A 19,227-nucleotide genomic window follows, 5' to 3' on the forward strand; every position below is an offset into this window, starting at 1 on the left:
AGCGGAAAAATGCCGACTATAATACGCGATACGCGCTTTACAAAAATAAAGAAGCACCCGGTACAGCAACTGGGGCTGGTTTTGCTCTTAATGGGCTTTGCTGTGCTCATTGGCATGTTAAGCATGGGCGATTATATACTGACACCTTCAATTGTAGAACGCTCGGTGGTAGACAGCACCCACCAGGCAGTGCTGAAATCACTGCTGGAGCCTCTGTACAACAAGCCAATCGAGAGCGACTGGGCGCTTTCTGCTGTGCTTGATGATGCTTTTGAAAATGCAAACGAGCAGTTAACAGAAAAGCCCATAGATGATTACTGGGGAAGGAGCTATAAAACCTATCTCATCAAATATAGTACTGTTGGCCTGCCGGCAGAACGGCCGATGCTGCTATTCTGGCTTAGCATTGGGCTGGGTGTATTAGGTGGCCTGCTCTATATTTTGCCGAAGCTGCAGCTCATTCCGGGCATCAAAAACAACCACATATTTCACAGCGCCACTACCAACAGGGGCTGGGTTGGCTGGTTGCTGGGTTCATTCCTCATCCTGTTCTACATCCTGCTCTATTTCTTTCCCTACTACATCACCACCTGGATGCTTATCTGCGATCCGCTTGCCTTTTGGCTAAAGGGCAGTGGAGCTACAGAATGGTTCTTTTATGGGCTGCTGTATACGCTGGCCATCCTGGTTATGGGTGTGCGCATGATGATCAAATACCGCCACAGCAAGTACCATAAACTCCGTACCGGCAGTGTTATGTTTTTTCAGCTGGCTTTCGCTTTCCTGATTCCGGAAATACTGGTAGCCCTTAACAGGCCCTACTACGACCTGAAGAACATCTGGCCACTTAATTACGACCTGTTTTTTGAATACAAGATCAATGAGTTTTTAAGCAATGGCACGCTGGGCATGTTTATGCTTGTATGGGGCATTGCCCTGGTGGTGCTGGGTGTGCCGCTCATGACCTACTTCTATGGCAAACGCTGGTATTGCAGCTGGGTGTGCGGCTGCGGTGGTCTGGCCGAAACCCTGGGCGATCCTTACCGACAGCTTTCCGACAAACGGTTAAAAGCCTGGAAAATAGAGCGCTGGATGGTGCATAGTGTGCTGGTGCTGGCTGTAATCATGACGGCTGCCGTGCTTATTACCTTCTTTACCGGCCACAGCAGCCTGCTGGGCATCAGCTCCTACGATTTACGCTACTGGTATGGCTTTGGCATTGGCTCTATCTTTGCAGGTGTGGTGGGCACTGGTTTTTACCCCCTGATGGGCAACCGGGTGTGGTGCCGTTATGGTTGTCCGCTGGCGGCTTACATTGGCATTGTACAGCGATTTAAGTCCCGTTTTCGTATCACAACCAATGGAGGCCAGTGCATTAGCTGCGGCAACTGCTCTACCTACTGCGAAATGGGTATCGACGTACGCTGGTACGCCCAGCGCGGCCAGAATGTGGTGCGGGCCAGCTGTGTAGGTTGTGGGGTGTGCTCCTCCGTATGCCCCAGGGGTGTACTTAAGCTGGAGGATAGGGGCGATGGCAAAGCCAGGTTTGGTGAGGTGAAGTTTTAGCGGGTATCAGGAATAAGTAATGCAATGAGTTTAGATAAAGAAATAAATGTGAAGGAGGGGCTTCAGCTTGTGCCAGAACAGGAAGGGGTAAAGGGAGCTCCATTCCATCGGTTTACTGCAACTGTTAAACAAGCTGGTATTCCTTTTATTGCTGTTGTTATTCCCGCCCACGATGAGGCAGAGGGTATTCTGAAAGTAATTCAGGCCCTGCCGAAAAGCTGGGTGCATGAAGTGGTGGTAACAGATAATGCCTCAAACGACGATACTGCTGGCGTAGCAGAAGCCCTGGGTGCTACTGTGCTGCGCGAAGACCGCAAAGGATACGGATGGGCATGCCTCAAAGGGCTGGAATACCTGGCGCAGAAAGCTGAACAACCCGATATCGTTGTGTTCCTGGATGCCGATTATTCTGATTATCCCGAAGAACTGCCGCTTTTAGTAGCGCCAATCCTGGAAGGAAAAGCTGACCTGGTGATTGGCTCCCGCGCGCTGGGTAAGCGTGAAAAAGGCTCCCTAACCCCGCAGCAGGTGTTTGGCAACTGGCTGGCAACCCGTTTGCTTCGCCTTATCTATGGTGCCCGTTTTACAGATCTGGGCCCTTTCCGGGCCATTAGCTGGGAGGCCCTGCAAAAAATAAATATGCAGGATAAAACCTATGGCTGGACGGTGGAAATGCAGCTAAAAGCTGCTAAACTTGGGCTGCTTGCCACCGAAGTGCCCGTTAGGTACCGCCGCCGCATTGGCCATTCTAAAATAAGCGGTACCGTAAAAGGTGTGTTGGGGGCAGGCTACAAAATCTTGTGGACACTCTTTCGCTATAGCCGATGAGCTGGCTGATTGCTATCTTATACTGTAGTAGTTTACTCTTTCTCTTCCTCTTTAGCCTGGGTCAGCTGCACCTGACCTGGCACTACCTGCGCAGCCTGCGTAAAAAACAGGCTGTACCCCTTGCCCTTCCCGAAGAGCTGCCGGTGGTAACGGTTCAGCTCCCTATTTACAACGAACGCTATGTGGCCGAACGCCTGCTGGATGCCATTGCCCGCCTGCATTACCCTGCCGATAAACTGCAGATACAGGTGCTGGATGATTCGACCGACGATACTGTTGCCCTGATCTCAGCAAAAGCAGCAGCCCTGCAAGGGCAGGGGCTTTGGATAGAACATGTACGCCGCCCTAACAGGCAGGGCTTTAAAGCAGGAGCCCTGCAATGGGGTTTACAAAAGGCAAAAGGAGCATTTATTGCCATTTTCGATGCCGACTTTTTGCCTCCTGCAGATTTCCTGATAAAAACACTGCCCTATTTTCAGGCTCCTGAAACTGGGGTGGTGCAAACGCGCTGGGGCCACCTGAATCGGACCTACAACCTGCTCACCAAGCTTCAGGCTTTTGGGCTCGATGCCCATTTTACCATTGAGCAGGGCGGTCGCAGTGAAGCTGGCAGCTACATTAACTTTAATGGCACCGGAGGCATCTGGCGCCGCAGCTGCATAGAAGATGCCGGCGGCTGGAGTGCCGATACCCTTACCGAAGACCTGGACCTAAGCTACAGGGCGCAGATGCGGGGCTGGAAGTTCCGGTACCTGGAGGAGGTGGAAAGTCCTGCAGAGCTCCCTGTTATTATGCCAGCCGTTCGCTCACAGCATTTCCGCTGGAATAAGGGCGCGGCAGAGTGTGCCCGTAAAAACCTGTTGAAATCGCTGCGCAGCCACGGTAGTTTTTTCAATAAGCTCCATGCTTTTTTTCACCTCACCAACAGCAGCATTTTTATAGTAATACTCATAGCAGCTTTGCTGAGTGTTCCCATGCTTTTTGTTAAGGAATTACTTCCGGAGTTTGAACGGATTTTCTATTTTGGGAGAGTGTTCTTTTTTGGATTTCTGGCCATTGGCGTTTTTTACTGGGTAGCCAGCTACCGGCTTCATCCAAAAGGAAGTGTACTATACTTCTGGAGCTTGTTTCCACCATTTCTGATAGTTTCACTGGGTTTGTCTGCGCATAATACCATGGCAGTTGCAGAAGGCTGGCTGGGAAAGAAATCGCCTTTTTTGCGTACGCCCAAGTTTAACATTACAGGAAAGGAGGGGGCCTGGAAGGGCAATGTGTACCTGAGCCGTAATTTCAGCTGGATGACCCTGCTGGAAACCATCCTGGCTGTTTACTTCGTATTTGGCATTGGTGCTGGTTTGTACTTGCAGGATTATAGCTTATTGCTATTTCACAGCATGCTGGCCATAGGCTTTATACTGGTAATTTATTATACCTTAAGTGGCAAATAGCTGTTTGCTGAATGTTGAATATAAAGATGCAGTGTGCCACCAGGGCAAAATGCTCTTTTTCAAGGCTGAATAAAGCGTCTTATGACTGTGGCTCCTGAACTTTAACCTAAACCTGATAATTTGATCCATCCCGTTACAACATTAAGAATGCGCTTTATCATAGCTACTTTTGTGGCTGGGGTGGTGTATTTAATAGTGTTGGCACTCATGGTGTATGGGGTGGAGCGTTACCAGACAGGCCCTTTGCTGGTTGGCTTTGGCTTGTTGTTCGGCTTGTACCTGATGCTGGTCTGGGGAGCAAAAGAATTACCATTCTGGTCTTACTTGCTGCTGGCCGCTGTGGCTCGCCTGCTGCTCCTGCCTTCGGTGCCTTCACTTTCTGACGATTTTTACCGCTTTCTGTGGGATGGGCACTTGCTGGTGGGTGGGCTGCATCCTTTTTCACATCCGCCGGACTGGTACATGCAGGCTGGGGTGCCCGCTGTAGAAAACATTAGCCAGGAACTCTACCAGGGGCTCAATTCAAAATCTTACTTTACTATTTACCCCCCACTGGCACAGGCTCTCTTTGCTTTTGCTGCCTGGTTAGGAGGTGGTAATATGCAGGCAGGAATCATTTTGTTGCGCCTGCCACTATTCCTGGCAGAGTGTGGTACCGTATGGCTCATGCTTAAGCTGCTAAAACAGTATGGACTGTCCCGCCGCAGGGTGCTGCTCTATGCCCTTAATCCATTGGTAGTGCTGGAGATAACAGCCAACCTGCACCTGGAGGGGCTGGCTGTTTTCTTCCTGCTGTTGCTGGTGTGGAGCCTGGTAAGGATTGAAAAGAGCCGTTTGTCAGGAGAAAAATCAAAACCTTTCTGGACAGCAGTAGCCTTCGCCGGTGCGGTAGCCAGTAAATTATGGCCTTTATTACTGGGGCCATATTTGCTTCTGAAGTTAGAGGGGAACAAACGTTGGCAATGGCTGCTGTTATCTGCCGGCATTTTATTGGTTCTGTTTGTACCGCTCTTTGGTAAGCCACTGCTGGAAGGAATGCTGCAGAGCCTGTCGCTCTACTACCAGCGCTTTGAGTTTAATGCCAGCCTTTATTATTTACTGCGTGAATTAGGGTACTGGATCTTTGGATTCAACCTTATTGTACAGCTGGGGCCTGTGCTGGCGGTGCTGGCGGCCGGGCTGATTCTGTTTTTCAGCAATCGTTCGGTTAAAAGGGGGTGGGATATTTCCAAAACCTTGCTGCTCCTTTACGGGTTATTTCTGCTCTGTGCCACCACGGTGCATCCCTGGTATGTAATTCCGCTTTTAGCCCTGATGCCGCTAACTAATTTTCGCTTTCCGCTTATCTGGAGTGCACTTGTATTTCTTACTTATGCCGGCTATACCCAAGCTGGCTACGAGGAGCCCATGTTCCTGGTTGCCCTGGAGTATGTGGTGGTAATACTGGTGCTGTGGTGGGAGCTGAAACATCCAAAGCCTTTGCCTAATCATGCAAATGGGGGTGCCGGAAGTTCTTCGGCACAGGAGCCCGGGATTATAGTGGGTGTGGCAGAAAGGGAAATAAGGCCGGCAGCAGCACCTGCAAAATCACATCTTAAGAAAAAAACAAATAACTACTAATACAGAATCAAACATGGAAAAGACATATTACAACCCTGCAGACCTGGCAAAATTTGGAAACATTGCAGAATTCAGCCCCGATCTGGCCAAGAAATTTTTCGATTACTATGGCGATGTTTTCAAAGAGGGAGAGCTGTCGGAACGTGAGAAATCCCTGATTGCCCTGGCTGTAGCACATGCCATTCAGTGTCCCTACTGCATTGATGCCTACACCACGGATGGTCTTGAAAAAGGAGCCTCGGAAGGGCAGATGATGGAGGCCATTCATGTGGCCGCTGCCATTCGCGGGGGAGCCTCCCTGGTGCACGGCGTGCAGATGATGAACAAGGTGAAGGAAATTACTATGTAGCATTTAGTGTTCTTTGCTAAAAGAAGGCTTAAGGGCTTATTCTTATAAAATCACTTGTGGGCATTACCCGTACCATAAAGTAGTGCCCACTACCCAAATACTGCTGCTGCATGAAATCACTCAAAAGACAGGAACATAAATTTTCAGACTCTTTCATTCAACTGGAAGTACTGCAGGCGCCACGCCCTGGCGGCGAAAATTTTCATCGCTTCGAAGATAAGCTCGATACCATCGGCCTGTTTCCGCTTAGGCCTACCCAGCTGGAGATCTTCCAGGTTAATGTGGGAAAAATGTGTAACCAGACCTGCAAGCACTGCCATGTAGATGCCGGACCGGACCGCAAGGAGATCATGACACCTGAAACCATGCAGCAATGCCTGGATGCACTGGATGGGGCCGATGCAGCCGGCTACCCGGTAAAAACAATTGATTTAACAGGAGGTGCCCCTGAAATGAATCCCGATTTTCGCTGGTTTGTGCAGGAGCTGCACAAACGGGGCAAGCATGTGATGGTACGCTGCAACCTTACCATTATTCTGGCTAATCCAAAATACCACGATCTGCCCCAGTTCTTCAAAGCACATGGCGTAGAGGTGGTAAGCTCGCTTCCGCACTTCTCAGCCCGCCGTACCGATGCACAACGGGGCGATGGCGTGTTCGAAAAATCGATCAAAGCACTGCAGATGTTAAATGCAGTAGGCTATGGGCAGGAGGGCAGCGGACTCCAGCTGCACCTGGTCTACAACCCCTCGGGCGCGTTTCTGCCGGGCTCACAGGTTTCGCTGGAGAAAGAGTTTAAGCAGCAGCTGAAGCGTCAGTACAATATTGATTTCAACAGCCTCTTTGTGATCACCAATCTGCCCATCAGCCGTTTTCTGGACTACCTGGTGCAAAGCGGCAACTACGAGGGCTATATGGAAAAGCTTGTGAACAGCTTTAACCCGGCTGCCGCTGCCAATGTGATGTGCCGAAACACCATTTCCGTAGGTTGGGATGGCCAGCTCTATGACTGCGACTTTAACCAGATGCTGGACCTGACAGTAGCAGGCGCACCCAGCCACATCAAAGATTTCAGTGTAGAGCAGCTCAGCCAGCGCGAAATCGTCCTCAACCAGCACTGCTACGGCTGCACTGCCGGAGCCGGTAGCAGCTGTGGCGGACAGACGGCTTAGGATGAGGTTTCGATGCTAAGGATGCGTAGCCCGGACTAAGTCCCGGACTGATTATTTGATAACCTTCAGCTACATTTACCAAACATCAAACTTTAGCAGTTTAGTTATTTAGCCCCGGATTTTAATCCGGGCTACGCAGCTAAAGAAATTCAACAATGACCCCAAACCACCTGATCATATTTGTCAAGAACCGGATTCCCGGCCGCACCAAGACAAGGCTGGCGCAATCCATAGGCGATGAGGCGGCGCTGCAGGTATATGATGAATTATTGGTACACACCCATGCAGCCACGCTGGAGCTAAAAGCTCATAAATGGGTGTTTTTTTCTGATTACCTGGAAGAGAAAAATAGCCTGTGGCAACAGGGGTATGAACTGCAGGTGCAACAGGGAAAAGACCTGGGGGAGCGAATGCAGCTGGCATTTGAAAAGTGTTTTTCAGAGGGCGCTCAGCGTGTATGCATCATCGGTTCCGACTGTTTTGAGCTGGAAACAAGCCACCTGAAAAAAGCTTTTGAGGCACTAAAGCAGAAAGATGTAGTGCTGGGGCCTGCCGCCGACGGAGGTTATTACCTGCTGGGCTTGCAGGAGCAGCAGCCAGAACTTTTTAAAAATAAAATCTGGAGCACGCCTGATGTATTATCCGATACGCTGCTTGATTGTAAGCGGCTGGGCCTGTCGGTGCGGCAGCTGCCGCAGTTATATGATCTGGATGATGTCAGGGATTTAAAGCGTTACCGGCAAAAGCAGAATGGTATGCAGGGTTAAGCATAATATTTTAATCAGGTAATTGCTGTAAAAGCCTTGTATTGAGGCTGTAACCTCTTTAAATTGGGGAATTAATCTACAGAAAGCAGCTGGCTTTTTGCATTGATAATTTTTCTTTCATACTTTGTTGCATGGCGCAAAAAAAGCTCGCGATCAGTGAACTTTGGGTGTACCCCATAAAATCCCTGGGAGGTATTTCATTAAGAGAAGCAAAGCTTAGTCCCCGCGGCTTACAATGGGACCGGCGTTGGATGCTGCTGGATGAAGAAGGAAATTTTCTGACACAGAGGCGGTTTCCTGAAATGGCCCTGCTGCAGGTTAACCTGCATGCCCACGCGCTGGAGGTGTTTCACCGGCAAAAAGATTTATCTCCTTTAATGATTCCGCTGCAGATGCAGGATACCGGCGAGCATGTGCAGGCTCCTGTGTGGGACGACAGTGCCCTGGCCTGGTATGTGGGGCGGGCGTATGACCAGTGGTTTAGTGAAGCATTGGAAACACCCTGCAGGCTGGTGTATATGCCCGATGAAAGTGAGCGCGTTGTCAGTGGTAAATGGAGCGGGCGCCAGCAGAAGGTTTCCTTTGCAGATGCCTACCCGATTTTACTGATCAGCCAGGCCTCGCTCGATGACCTGAACTCCCGCCTGCAGGAAACCATACCCATGGATCGCTTTAGGCCTAATATTGTAGTTAGGGGAAGTGCTCCCTTTGCTGAAGACAAATGGCACGAGTTCTGGGTAGGCGACCTGCATTTCTGGGCAGAAAAGCCATGTGCCCGCTGTGTGCTTACCACCATAGACCAGCTTACGGCACAGAAGGGAAAAGAACCCCTGCAAACACTCTCCCGCTACCGTCGCATAGGGTCTAAAGTGCTTTTCGGTCAGAACATCATCAGCGACATAGACGGCAGCCTCTATGTAGGTGATACTGTAGTGGTAAAAAGTTATAAGCCCGATCCTATGCATGCCGCTGTACCTAACAAAGGAGCGCTGCATTCTTCGAATAATGATTAAGACTTTAGTACAGCCATTCTAACCCATCGCTAGCTGTTTTCAGTATTAAATTACACCTGCTACATCTCTGGAAGGCAGAAGAGCTGTTTTTTCTTTATATTTACAGCCTATGGGTATTCGTTCTGTACTAAGCAAACCCCTGGCTGCCTGGGTGGCAAAAGAGCAGCGTCAGTGGTCTTTACAGCCTGCTGAATCACAACGAAACGTTTTTCGTCAGTTAATAGAATCTGCCAGAAACACTGCTTTTGGAAAAGATCATGGCTTTGGCGACATCAAAACCTACCGGGATTTTCAGGAGCGCGTGCCGGTTGCCGATTATGAAGATCTTAAAAAATACATAGAACGGGTAAAAGGAGGAGAAAAAGATGTTCTCTGGCCCGGCCAGCCACTCTATTTTGCTAAAACAAGTGGTACCACTTCAGGTACTAAATACATACCTATCTCAAAAGAATCAATTCCTTACCACATCAACGGTGCCCGCAATGCGCTGTTGAACTATGTGCACAGCACAGGAAGCAGCAAGTTTCTGGATGGAAAGCTTATGTTTCTGAGTGGTAGCCCTGAGATGAAAAAAGAAAATGGTATTTACATAGGCCGCCTTTCCGGCATTGTAAACCATCATGTGCCCGGCTATTTGCGCACCAATCAGATGCCCAGCTGGGAAACCAATATCATTGATGACTGGGAAACCAAGGTAGATACCATTGTAGCCGAAACCCTGGATAAGGACATGACCCTCATCAGCGGTATACCACCCTGGGTACAAATGTATTTCGATAAGATCGTAGAACGCACCGGCAAAAAGATCAAGGATGTTTTCCCGAACTTCTCGCTCTTTGTGTACGGTGGCGTAAATTTTGAGCCTTACCGGGCAAAGCTGTTTGAAACTATCGGCAAACACATTAACAGCATTGAGACCTACCCTGCATCGGAAGGTTTTATTGCCTACCAGGATTTGCAGGCAGATCTAAGCCAGGGCAACCCAGGCTTGCTGCTCCTGCTGAATCATGGTATCTGGTATGAATTTATTCCGGCCGATCAGTATTTTGAGAAAAATCCGCCCCGTTTAACGATAGAAGATGTAGAGCTTGGCGTGAACTACGCCGTGGTTATGAATACCAATGCAGGCCTTTGGGGTTACAGCATTGGAGACACGGTTCAGTTTGTGAGCAAAGACCCCTACCGCATTATTGTAAGCGGACGGATCAAGCATTTTATATCGGCCTTTGGCGAACATGTGATTGGTTCTGAGGTGGAAGGAGCCATGCGTGCGGCTGTAAGCAAATACCCTGAGGTTGAGCTGATTGAATTTACAGTTGCTCCCCAGGTAACACCTGCGGAAGGACTGCCCCTGCACGAATGGTTTGTGGAATTTGCCACCCCGCCTAAAGATTTGGCAGCCTTTGAAAAAGAACTTAACTTGCAGCTTCAGCATCGGAACACGTATTACGATGACCTGATTACCGGCAGCGTGTTAAGGCCGCTGGAAATTAGGCCTTTGCAGCGTGGTGCTTTTCAGCAATACATGAAAAGCCAGGGCAAGCTGGGAGGCCAGAACAAGGTGCCACGCCTTAGCAATGACCGCAAGCTTGCAGATGGTTTGCAGGCGTATGTGGTGAAGTAGTAGTTTGCAGAGAGCAGTTTGAAAATATTGAAATAACAGAGCGCGGAAATTTATTCCCTTGTGAATAAAGATTCCTCCCCCTAGGCCCCTCTAAGAGGCGGACAATCGGTGGGAGATTTCCCTCTTTTGGAGGTTAGCCCTTAAAGGCTAGGGAGGTATTTTGAAAGAAACAGAAAAGAAACACATTGCCATCCTGGGCTCTACCGGTTCAATTGGTACCCAGGCGCTGGAGGTAATAGCACAGCATCCCGAAAGGTTTGCAGTAGAAGTGCTGACGGCCCAGAATAATGCACGCCTGCTCATTGAGCAGGCTTTGGCGTTTAAGCCCAATGCGGTAGTTATTGGCAATGACGAGCATTACGAACAGGTACGGGATGCCCTGCTGCCACACGATATAAAAGTGTATGCCGGCGAGCGTGCCCTGGTTTCCGTTATGGAAATGGAGACCATAGACCTGGTGCTTACCGCACTGGTAGGGTATGCAGGCCTGCAGCCAACCCTAAGAGCCATAGAAAGCGGCAAGCCTATTGCACTGGCCAACAAAGAAACCCTTGTGGTTGCCGGTGAGCTGGTAACGGCAAAGGCCCGCGAAAAGGGCGTGAACATCTACCCGGTCGATTCCGAGCATTCTGCCATCTTTCAGTGCCTGGTGGGGGAGTTTCATAACCCGATTGAAAAAATTATACTAACGGCATCCGGTGGTCCTTTCCGGGGTAAAAGCAGGGAAGAGCTGGCAAAGGTAACCAAAGCACAGGCCCTTAAGCACCCAAACTGGGATATGGGCGCAAAGGTAACCATCGATTCGGCCTCCCTCATGAACAAAGGACTGGAGGTGATTGAAGCCAAGTGGCTGTTTGGCCTTAAGCCGGAGCAGATCGATGTGGTGGTGCACCCGCAGAGTATAATTCACAGCCTGGTGCAGTTTCAGGACAGCTCTATCAAAGCACAAATGGGCCTGCCCGATATGCGCCTGCCCATACAGTTTGCACTGGGCTTTCCGGATAGACTACCGGCGCCCTTTCCACGTTTTAACTTTCTGGATTATCCGCAGTTAACCTTTGAGCAGCCAGATCTGGAGACTTTCCGGAACCTGGCGCTGGCATTTGAGGCAATGAAGCGGGGTGGGAATGCACCCTGTATCTTAAATGCAGCTAATGAAATAGCAGTGGCTGAATTTTTAACTGATAAAATCCGTTTCCTGGATATGCCCGACCTGGTAGAAGCCTGTTTGGCCAAAGTAAACTTCATTGAAAAGCCTTCTTTGGAAGATTACGTACAAACAGATGCCGAAACCCGAAGATTGGCACGCGAATTGAGTAAATCCAATACAGTTCATTAATACCATAAATGGAAAACATTGTAATGATTGGCCAGCTGTTGCTGGGCTTGTCTATCCTGATAGGCCTGCACGAAATGGGGCACATGCTGGCAGCAAAATTCTTTGGGATGCGGGTGGAAAAATTTTCCATTGGCTTCCCTCCTAAAATTGTAGGATTCAAATCAGGCGAAACAGAATACTCACTGGGTGCTATTCCGCTGGGTGGTTTTGTAAAGATCAGCGGCATGATTGACGAATCGCTGGACATGGACCAGATGGGGGCAGAACCTCAGCCCTGGGAGTTCAGGGCAAAGCCGGCATGGCAGCGACTTATTGTAATGATGGGTGGCATTATCGTCAATGTTGTGCTGGGTATTATCATTTTCGTATTCCTTACCTACCGCTATGGCGATACCTATATTCCGCGCGAGGAAGTGGTGGAGCATGGTATTGTGGCCCTGGAGTATGGCCAGCAGATCGGTCTGAAAACAGGCGATAAAATTCTGAAGGTGAATGGCCGTGAGTATGATCGCTTTAATGATGTAGCCCGTGGAGCAGATGTAATTCTGGGAGAAGGCAGCTACTATACAGTAGAGCGCAACGGCGAGATCCTGGATATTCCAATTCCATCTGACCTGCTGGAGATCTTTACCGACAAAAATACCGCAGATCAGTTTATTACCATCCGCATGCCTTTTAAAGTGGGTGAGGTAGTGAAAGGCTCCAATGCCGATAAAGCAGGCCTGCAGGCCGGCGACAGGATTGTGGCTGTAAATGGTAAGCAGTTTACCTACTTCGACGAGTTTGCAGAGATGCTCTCCGGCCAGTCTGGCGGAGAGGTACAGTTTACTGTACAGCGCGGAGAGACCCCTGCTACACAACAGGGGGTTGAAAACCAGGTTATGGTTGAAGATCAGAATGCCAGCACTGTGCAGCTAACAGCACAGGTAGATGAAGAAGGCCGCGTAGGCTTTTACCCTGAGCCGCTGTTAGATGTGCGCAGGGAGCAATTTGGTGCTGTAGAATCTCTTGGAAAAGGCACTGAAAAAGCTTTCGAATCTGTATGGCTCAACATCCGTGGCTTCGGCAAAATATTCAGTGGCGATGTTAACGTATCTAAATCTGTAAAAGGCCCCATTGGTATTCGCGAGATATATGGTGGTACCTGGGACTGGACCCGTTTCTGGACCATTACCGGTCTGCTTAGCATGTGGCTTGCCTTTGTAAACTTCCTGCCAATTCCGGCACTGGATGGTGGCCACGTAATGTTCCTGACCTACGAAATGGTAAGCGGAAGCAAGCCTAGCGATAAATTCCTGGAGGTAGCACAAAAGGCCGGCATGATCCTGATCTTTGCCATCATGGGTCTGGTGCTCTTCAATGACATCTTTAACCTCTTTGTGTAGGAGAGGGTAGAGGATAGAAGTTAGATAAAAGAATACAGGAGCTGCTCTTAACGGGCAGCTTTTTCTTTTTGAAGCCTTACACCTGACAGGTTTTAGAACCTGTCAGGTCTGCATACAAGTCTATTGCAGGGGGTAACGCCATTCTTTCATCAGCGGTCCGCTTTTACCACCAACAGGATCTGTAGCAGGCAGGGCTACCTGCTCAATATTATCCCTCTTTTCTTCCGGATTATCCTTTTCGGTGCAAACATCATAATCTTCCTGGCCTTTGGGGTAGGCGCCTACCACTTTAAAATCAGCAGATGCCCATTTTCGGCAGTGCCCTACACCGGCAGGAATCACCACCATATCTCCACTTTCAACATCTACCTCTTTGCCGCCCGGCCCACCAAAAATGATGGTTGCTTTACCGCTGTACACCCCCAGTACTTCATGGGCGGTGCTGTGGTAATGGTGGTAATCATATACGCCATTGGTCCAGCTGCCACCCCAGCTATTTTCTTCAAAAGCATGTTTAAACTTGTTTAATATTTCTTCAGCAGGTGTATATACCTGCCGGTACAGGAGCAGGGGTAGTTTTGGGTTGTTTGGGATATTGCCGTGCTGGCTTGTTAAGGGGTAGAGGGTAACATTATAACTGGCCATCGTACTTATATGAATTCATTAAAAATCATAAAAGGGTTATAGCCTGTTTTGTTTCAAAATAGTGGTTACACCAGCCCCCGGATAAACATATAGAAAAATATAAAGAAGGAAAGCAGTGAAAGAATCTGGGGCAGCCATTTCCTTTCTTTGATACAGTCCTCATAGTCCGCCTGCTTCTGCTGGTCTACATAGACGATTATCCCCCTTAATTTCAGAAAACTGTACAGACCTGAAAGCGCAGGTATCAGGGGGAGTGCTTTATACAAGAGACGTAGCATGCTCTTTTTGCTTAGATGCCAGAAAGATCTTGATCCTATCGTATTGTTCTATTTCTGCAGGTATGAAAATAATACCCGATTCAGAGGTAAGGCGGTATTTGCTGAAGTAATAATTAACTGTTGTGAAGAAACTGTCATCTATAACGATCAGACCATAGGACTTTTCTTTGATATCCCTGATTGCGCTGTATTTGATGCGTACAGTTAATAATCCTTCGCCTTTGCGGATGATTTCATGATCTGTTATGCTGATAGCAGTATTGGATAAGGCAAATGGCATTAGCAGGCGTATAAACCATACTATTGCTGCTATGAATAATATAATAAGTGTGAACGTGCCCATTACCCACAGGTCTGGTTGACGGAAGAGCATCAGAATAATAAAGATTGCGTAAACGCTGAACAATGTTTTGATGGCACCCCAATTGAATGCTGCCTTGAGCTTATCCTGTGCCTCTACAGTAAGGAGGTAGGTTCCTGTCATAAGGGTGTTGTGGTAGCGTTATGACTTTACTTCATCGCCTCTTCCTCGCCGGGCCTGATGAGCTCGAACTCAACGCGGCGGTTCAGCTTTTTGTCTTCTTCGGTTTTTTCTTCAGGTACTATGGGCTTGGAACTGCCATAGCCAATGGCTTCAACCTGTGCTTCGTTAACATTGGCAAAGTGTACCAGGTACTCCATAATGGCCAGTGCCCTTTTTTGCGATAGCTGCTTGTTGGATTCTTCGTCCCCATCAGAATCAGTGTGGCCTGAAATTACCAGCTTCACGTCAGGGTTATCGATCAGGAAGTTCGCCAGCTTGTTAAGGTCGGGGTACATTTGCGGAGTAACCGTAGAACTGCCACTGGAAAAGTCAATGGTTGTAAACTCCAGCTTTTTGCTGATGCTCTGGGCTTTGCGATGGATTTCCAAGTCGTCATCCAGGTGAAAGATCTCCTCTATGCGAAAGAAATCATTTCCCTGGATTACCAGCAGGTAGTTCCGGTCTTTGATCAGGTCGAACTCGAAGCTGCCATTTTCGCGCAGGAATTTTGGTTCAATCTCCACGCCCTTGTCTAGGTCTATTACACTTACTATGCCCTTAAAGGGCAGGCCGGTATCCTGGTCAGACAATGATCCTTTGAACTTGGTGGTAGCCAGCGGCTGGGCACCCATGGGCAGCGGGAAGGAGTAAAGGTCCAGGTTAGCCATTTTGTCCTGTTTGCTGGCGGCGTAGTAAAGGTCTTTCGATTCCGAATCGATGGTAAAGTAAAACTCACTGCCCTTGCCATTTACAAGTGGCCCTATGTTTACAGGCTCTCCCCAGCGAGGCGAGTTGCCGCGGCCGGCATGCCAGTAGCTCTTGTATATATCGAACTCACCAAAATTGAGCATATGCCCGTTAGAGCTGAAGTATAAAATGTTATAACGGGGGTGAATAAAAGGGCTAACCTCGTTATTGCGGGTATTTACCACGGGGCCGGCATTGCGGGCCGGCATCCATTCACCGTTTCCTTTTTTATAGGTAAACCATATGTCTGACATGCCAAAGCCGCCAATGCGGTCGGAGGCAAAGTAGAGTGTATCTTCTGTGTGGGAGAGGGAGGGGTGCGAGTCCCAGCCAATAGAGTTTACATTGATGCCCAGGTTGCGAATGCCGCCCCAGGTGCCGTCGGCCTGTTGTTGGGCTACAAAAAGATCGCAGCTGCCGTAGCTGTCGGGAGAGTCGCAGCGGCTGAAGTAAATGGTTTTGCCATCGCGGCTGATGGTGGCAGAACCTTCGTTGTACTGGGTGTTAATGCCCTGGAATGATTCTGATGTGCTCCAGACGCCATCCTGAAATTCGCTGAAATACAGATCTTCGTTCACGGTTTTTTCAAGGCCCCGCCGCTTCATGTTCCGCTTGGAGGTGAGGATCATGAGGTTGTTCTGCAGGTTGAGGGCCGGGCCGTAATCTTCGGATTTTGAGTTAATGTTATTGCCCATGTTCAGGAGCACACTGCGCGGTGGCATCAGCGTATCTACCTGGCGGCGGTATTCTACCAGCTCATAATAATACTCAAGAGGTACGTACAAGTCTGCCTCATTTTTGTTAAGTTCGTTGTAATGCAGCTCTACTTTACGAAGGTCAATATCGCTGCGGTGGTGCTTTAGCACCAGCCGGTAATACATGCTGGCTTCTTCCGGGTTGCCCAGCAATTCGGTAAGTTTGGCAAGCCTCCAGAGATAATAAGTATCTTTGTAAAAGTTCTGAATACCAAAATTGCTGATGTAGGCCTTCAGCACTTTATGGAGTTTGGGCCAGTCTTGTTTCTGCTCCAGCTCCTTGATTAATTGCTGCTGCTTACGGTCGGTATAATAGGCGGAACGGTTAACGTTCTTGAAAAGTGCGATGGGCTGGTTTCGCAGATCGGCAGAGTCTTGTTGCAGTTGTGCATGGGCTGACAGTCCCGGCATCAGCCATGCTGTCAGGTACAGTGCCAGTGAACAAACAAGCCCGGAAACATTTTTCATCTTAAAACCTCTCTTAAAGCAAAGAGTGTAAAGCTAATGGGGATGAGAGACAGCGAATTGTATCTATTAAACAAAAATAAGCTTTTTCTGCATACTTTTGGCATTTGCCTTGCAGAATGTAAGATTGCTTTGGGTTTAGAGTATTTTGTAGAAATGATGCCATATTGGCATAAATATAGTCGTGCATGAGCAATAAATATAGCCCTATCAAAGGGTCACTATTCCTTGATAAATACAGCGGAGACGAATCCGACGATCTGGTGCAATTGATCACCCCGGATGCGGGTGGTGAATTGGATGAAAGCAGCGTGCCGGACGAGCTACCCATTCTGCCGGTGCGTAATACCGTACTTTTCCCCGGTGTGGTGCTTCCTATTACAGTAGGCCGCCAAAAATCAATCAGGCTTGTAAAAGAAGCTTATAAAAAAGAGCGTCTGGTGGGGGTAATAGCCCAGAAGAAAGATACCTCCGAAGAGCCCTCCTTTGATGAGATATACAAAACAGGCACTCTTGCCAAAATTATAAAAATGCTGGTGCTGCCCGATGGCAACACTACCATCATTATTCAGGGCAAGCAGCGCTTTGCCATTACCGAAAATGTGCAGGAAGATCCTTACCTGAAGGCAAAGGTGCGGCTCATCAAAGAGAAGTTTCCTTCTAAAGAATCAAAGGAGACCAAAGCACTGGTTACTTCCCTGAAAGATGCAGCCACCAAAATCATTGAGCTAAACCCTGAGATACCACAGGAGGCACAGGTTGCCCTCGATAATATTGAAAGCACTCCTTTCCTCACGCATTTTCTTTCTTCTAACATCAATGCCGATGTGGCAGATAAGCAAAAGCTGCTGGAGATAGACGATGGCATACGCCGTGCTACTTTGTTGCTCAAGTACATGCTCAAGGACATCCAGATGCTGGAGATCAAGCAGGAAATACACCAGAAGGTGCATACCGATATTGACCAGCAGCAGCGCGATTATTACCTGCGCCAGCAGATAAAGGTGCTGCAGGATGAGCTGGGCCAGGAATCTCCAGACCAGGAGGTGGAGGCGCTGCGCCTGCGTGGTGAGGGTAAAAAATGGCCTGACAGGGTTGCCAAACATTTTAACAAAGAGCTTGACAAGGTGCTGCGCATGAACCCTATGGCAGCAGAGTATCCTGTTGCACTCTCCTACGCAGAGCTGCTGGTAGAGCTGCCCTGGGAAGATTATTCAAAAGATAATTTTGACCTGAAGCGTGCCCGCAAGGTGCTCGATAAGGACCATCATGGGCTTGAAAAAGTAAAGGAGCGCATTCTGGAATACCTGGCCGTGCTTAAGCTCAAGCAGGATATGAAAGCGCCCATTCTCTGCCTCTATGGCCCTCCGGGTGTGGGTAAAACCTCGCTTGGTAAATCGGTGGCAAAAGCCCTGGGCCGCGAGTATGTGCGCATGAGCCTGGGTGGCGTGCACGACGAAGCCGAAATACGCGGACACCGCAAAACCTATGTGGGTGCCATGCCGGGTAAAATTGTGCAGAACATCAAAAAGGCAGGCACCTCTAACCCGGTGTTTATCCTGGATGAGATAGATAAGGTTAGCTCTGATTTCAGGGGAGATCCTTCTTCGGCCCTGCTGGAGGTGCTGGACCCCGAGCAGAACGATTCCTTCCAGGACAACTACCTGGAGGTAGAGTACGACCTGAGCAAGGTGCTCTTTATTGCTACTGCCAACTCTCTGGATACCATTCAGCCTGCCCTGCGCGACCGGATGGAGATTATTGAAGTGACCGGCTACACGCTGGAAGAAAAGGTGCAGATTTCCAAAAAGCACCTGATCCCAAAGCAGAAGAACGATAACGGCGTGCCTGCAAAAGAACTGCAGATCACCGACGAGGCTGTTGCTGCCATTGTGGAGGGGTACACCCGCGAATCTGGTGTGCGTAGCCTGGAGCGGCAAATAGGCAAGGTGGTGCGTTATGCTGCCAAGTCTATTGCCATGGAACAGGAGTACCACAAGAAAGTACAGCCGCAGCACCTGAAAGAAATTTTAGGAGCCGAGATATTCGATAATGAAGAATACCAGGAGCACGAATCTGCAGGGGTGGTAACCGGCCTTGCCTGGACACAGTTTGGCGGCGAAATTCTTTTTGTAGAAAGCAGCCTTAGCCGTGGCAAAGGCAAGCTTACCCTTAGCGGCAAGCTGGGCGATGTAATGAAAGAATCTGCCATGGCTGCCCTAAGCTACCTGCGTGCCAATGCAGAAGAAATTGGCATAGACCATCGCCTGTTCGATAAGTACGATCTGCACGTGCACGTACCGGCTGGTGCAGTGCCCAAGGACGGCCCCAGTGCAGGTATTACCATGCTTACCTCCATGGCCTCAGCCTTTACCCAGCGCAAGGTACGCAACCGCCTGGCCATGACGGGCGAAATAACCCTGCGTGGTAAGGTGCTGCCGGTGGGTGGTATTAAGGAAAAGCTGCTGGCGGCAAAACGTGCCGGTATTACCGACCTGATCCTTTGCTATAAAAACCGCAAGGATATAGAGGAGATCAATGAACGCTACCTGAAAGGCCTGAATATTCATTATGTGGATTATGCTGCCGAGGTGCTGGAGTTTGCCCTTTTGCCGGATAAGGTGAAAGGAGCAAAGAAGCTTGAGGTAGAAGATGTAAAGAAAGATTAAGTACATAAAAGCGGTACCGGAACGTTTTATATTC

16 protein-coding genes are annotated in these 19,227 nt (G+C 49.1%); 12 read left to right on the top strand and 4 right to left on the bottom strand.

Going from position 1 to position 19,227, the window contains the following annotated elements:
• Positions 1–9: 9 nt before the first annotated feature.
• The 11 genes from KWJ01_RS23705 to rseP all read left to right on the top strand — a co-directional run bounded on the left by KWJ01_RS23705 (position 10) and on the right by rseP (position 13,111).
• Complete coding sequence (locus KWJ01_RS23705) at positions 10–1,566, top strand: 4Fe-4S dicluster domain-containing protein (protein ID WP_224999611.1); 1,557 nt, start codon at positions 10–12, stop codon at positions 1,564–1,566.
• Positions 1,567–1,590: 24 nt separating this feature from the next.
• Positions 1,591–2,394 carry a glycosyltransferase family 2 protein gene (locus KWJ01_RS23710; protein ID WP_224999612.1) on the top strand — a complete coding sequence of 268 codons (804 nt, stop codon included), beginning with the start codon at positions 1,591–1,593 and terminating at the stop codon, positions 2,392–2,394.
• A complete protein-coding gene (locus tag KWJ01_RS23715) occupies positions 2,391–3,842 on the top strand; it encodes a cellulose synthase family protein (RefSeq protein WP_224999613.1) in 1,452 nt (483 codons plus the stop codon). The genes KWJ01_RS23710 and KWJ01_RS23715 overlap by 4 nt, the downstream gene beginning before the upstream one ends.
• A 147-nt stretch (positions 3,843–3,989) precedes the next feature.
• Positions 3,990–5,462: a hypothetical protein gene (locus KWJ01_RS23720; protein ID WP_224999614.1), complete on the top strand. Its 1,473-nt coding sequence runs from the start codon at positions 3,990–3,992 to the stop codon at positions 5,460–5,462.
• A 13-nt stretch (positions 5,463–5,475) separates the two neighbouring features.
• Positions 5,476–5,811: an arsenosugar biosynthesis-associated peroxidase-like protein gene (locus KWJ01_RS23725; RefSeq protein ID WP_224999615.1), complete on the top strand. Its 336-nt coding sequence runs from the start codon at positions 5,476–5,478 to the stop codon at positions 5,809–5,811.
• Between the two features lie 110 nt (positions 5,812–5,921).
• The gene (gene arsS, locus KWJ01_RS23730; protein WP_224999616.1) at positions 5,922–6,983 is read left to right on the top strand and encodes an arsenosugar biosynthesis radical SAM (seleno)protein ArsS; all 1,062 of its coding nucleotides are present in this window, start codon (positions 5,922–5,924) and stop codon (positions 6,981–6,983) included.
• Positions 6,984–7,138: 155 nt separating this feature from the next.
• A complete protein-coding gene (locus KWJ01_RS23735) occupies positions 7,139–7,750 on the top strand; it encodes a TIGR04282 family arsenosugar biosynthesis glycosyltransferase (RefSeq protein ID WP_224999617.1) in 612 nt (203 codons plus the stop codon).
• 131 nt (positions 7,751–7,881) lie between these two features.
• A complete protein-coding gene (locus KWJ01_RS23740) occupies positions 7,882–8,763 on the top strand; it encodes an MOSC domain-containing protein (RefSeq protein ID WP_224999618.1) in 882 nt (293 codons plus the stop codon).
• Positions 8,764–8,872: 109 nt separating this feature from the next.
• A complete protein-coding gene (locus tag KWJ01_RS23745; RefSeq protein WP_224999619.1) occupies positions 8,873–10,387 on the top strand; it encodes a GH3 auxin-responsive promoter family protein in 1,515 nt (504 codons plus the stop codon).
• Between the two features lie 160 nt (positions 10,388–10,547).
• Positions 10,548–11,726, top strand: coding sequence for a 1-deoxy-D-xylulose-5-phosphate reductoisomerase (locus KWJ01_RS23750; RefSeq protein ID WP_224999620.1), 1,179 nt, complete (start codon positions 10,548–10,550; stop codon positions 11,724–11,726).
• Between the two features lie 8 nt (positions 11,727–11,734).
• A complete protein-coding gene (rseP, locus tag KWJ01_RS23755; RefSeq protein WP_224999621.1) occupies positions 11,735–13,111 on the top strand; it encodes an RIP metalloprotease RseP in 1,377 nt (458 codons plus the stop codon).
• A 120-nt stretch (positions 13,112–13,231) separates the two neighbouring features.
• Here the strand turns inward: rseP and KWJ01_RS23760 are convergent, their stop codons facing one another.
• From KWJ01_RS23760 to KWJ01_RS23775, 4 genes are all read right to left on the bottom strand, one after another.
• Complete coding sequence (locus tag KWJ01_RS23760) at positions 13,232–13,756, bottom strand: cupin domain-containing protein (protein WP_224999622.1); 525 nt, start codon at positions 13,754–13,756, stop codon at positions 13,232–13,234.
• Between the two features lie 65 nt (positions 13,757–13,821).
• On the bottom strand, positions 13,822–14,034 hold the full coding sequence (locus KWJ01_RS23765; RefSeq protein WP_224999623.1) for a hypothetical protein: 213 nt from the start codon (positions 14,032–14,034) through the stop codon (positions 13,822–13,824).
• Positions 14,015–14,518, bottom strand: a complete 504-nt coding sequence (locus KWJ01_RS23770) for a hypothetical protein (protein ID WP_224999624.1) — start codon at positions 14,516–14,518, stop codon at positions 14,015–14,017. Before KWJ01_RS23770 ends, KWJ01_RS23765 begins: the two co-directional genes overlap by 20 nt.
• Positions 14,519–14,544: 26 nt before the next feature.
• A complete protein-coding gene (locus tag KWJ01_RS23775) occupies positions 14,545–16,527 on the bottom strand; it encodes an OmpA family protein (protein WP_224999625.1) in 1,983 nt (660 codons plus the stop codon).
• 185 nt (positions 16,528–16,712) lie between these two features.
• On the opposite strand from KWJ01_RS23775, the gene lon reads away from it, so the two are divergent.
• Positions 16,713–19,193 carry an endopeptidase La gene (gene lon / locus KWJ01_RS23780; RefSeq protein WP_224999626.1) on the top strand — a complete coding sequence of 827 codons (2,481 nt, stop codon included), beginning with the start codon at positions 16,713–16,715 and terminating at the stop codon, positions 19,191–19,193.
• Positions 19,194–19,227: the final 34 nt, after the last annotated feature.

Origin of the sequence: Cesiribacter sp. SM1 (genome assembly GCF_020178975.1) — a bacterium.
Classification (GTDB): domain Bacteria; phylum Bacteroidota; class Bacteroidia; order Cytophagales; family Cyclobacteriaceae; genus Cesiribacter.

Coding starts and splice junctions, on each gene's coding strand:
- KWJ01_RS23710 (WP_224999612.1), top strand. CDS start 1,591: ATGAGTTTAGATAAAGAAATAAATGTGAAGGAGGGGCTTCAGCTTGTG.
- arsS (WP_224999616.1), top strand. CDS start 5,922: ATGAAATCACTCAAAAGACAGGAACATAAATTTTCAGACTCTTTCATT.
- KWJ01_RS23705 (WP_224999611.1), top strand. CDS start 10: ATGCCGACTATAATACGCGATACGCGCTTTACAAAAATAAAGAAGCAC.
- KWJ01_RS23740 (WP_224999618.1), top strand. CDS start 7,882: ATGGCGCAAAAAAAGCTCGCGATCAGTGAACTTTGGGTGTACCCCATA.
- KWJ01_RS23760 (WP_224999622.1), bottom strand. CDS start 13,756: ATGGCCAGTTATAATGTTACCCTCTACCCCTTAACAAGCCAGCACGGC.
- KWJ01_RS23765 (WP_224999623.1), bottom strand. CDS start 14,034: ATGCTACGTCTCTTGTATAAAGCACTCCCCCTGATACCTGCGCTTTCA.
- KWJ01_RS23745 (WP_224999619.1), top strand. CDS start 8,873: ATGGGTATTCGTTCTGTACTAAGCAAACCCCTGGCTGCCTGGGTGGCA.
- KWJ01_RS23715 (WP_224999613.1), top strand. CDS start 2,391: ATGAGCTGGCTGATTGCTATCTTATACTGTAGTAGTTTACTCTTTCTC.
- KWJ01_RS23735 (WP_224999617.1), top strand. CDS start 7,139: ATGACCCCAAACCACCTGATCATATTTGTCAAGAACCGGATTCCCGGC.
- KWJ01_RS23720 (WP_224999614.1), top strand. CDS start 3,990: ATGCGCTTTATCATAGCTACTTTTGTGGCTGGGGTGGTGTATTTAATA.
- lon (WP_224999626.1), top strand. CDS start 16,713: ATGAGCAATAAATATAGCCCTATCAAAGGGTCACTATTCCTTGATAAA.
- rseP (WP_224999621.1), top strand. CDS start 11,735: ATGGAAAACATTGTAATGATTGGCCAGCTGTTGCTGGGCTTGTCTATC.
- KWJ01_RS23775 (WP_224999625.1), bottom strand. CDS start 16,527: ATGAAAAATGTTTCCGGGCTTGTTTGTTCACTGGCACTGTACCTGACA.
- KWJ01_RS23770 (WP_224999624.1), bottom strand. CDS start 14,518: ATGACAGGAACCTACCTCCTTACTGTAGAGGCACAGGATAAGCTCAAG.
- KWJ01_RS23725 (WP_224999615.1), top strand. CDS start 5,476: ATGGAAAAGACATATTACAACCCTGCAGACCTGGCAAAATTTGGAAAC.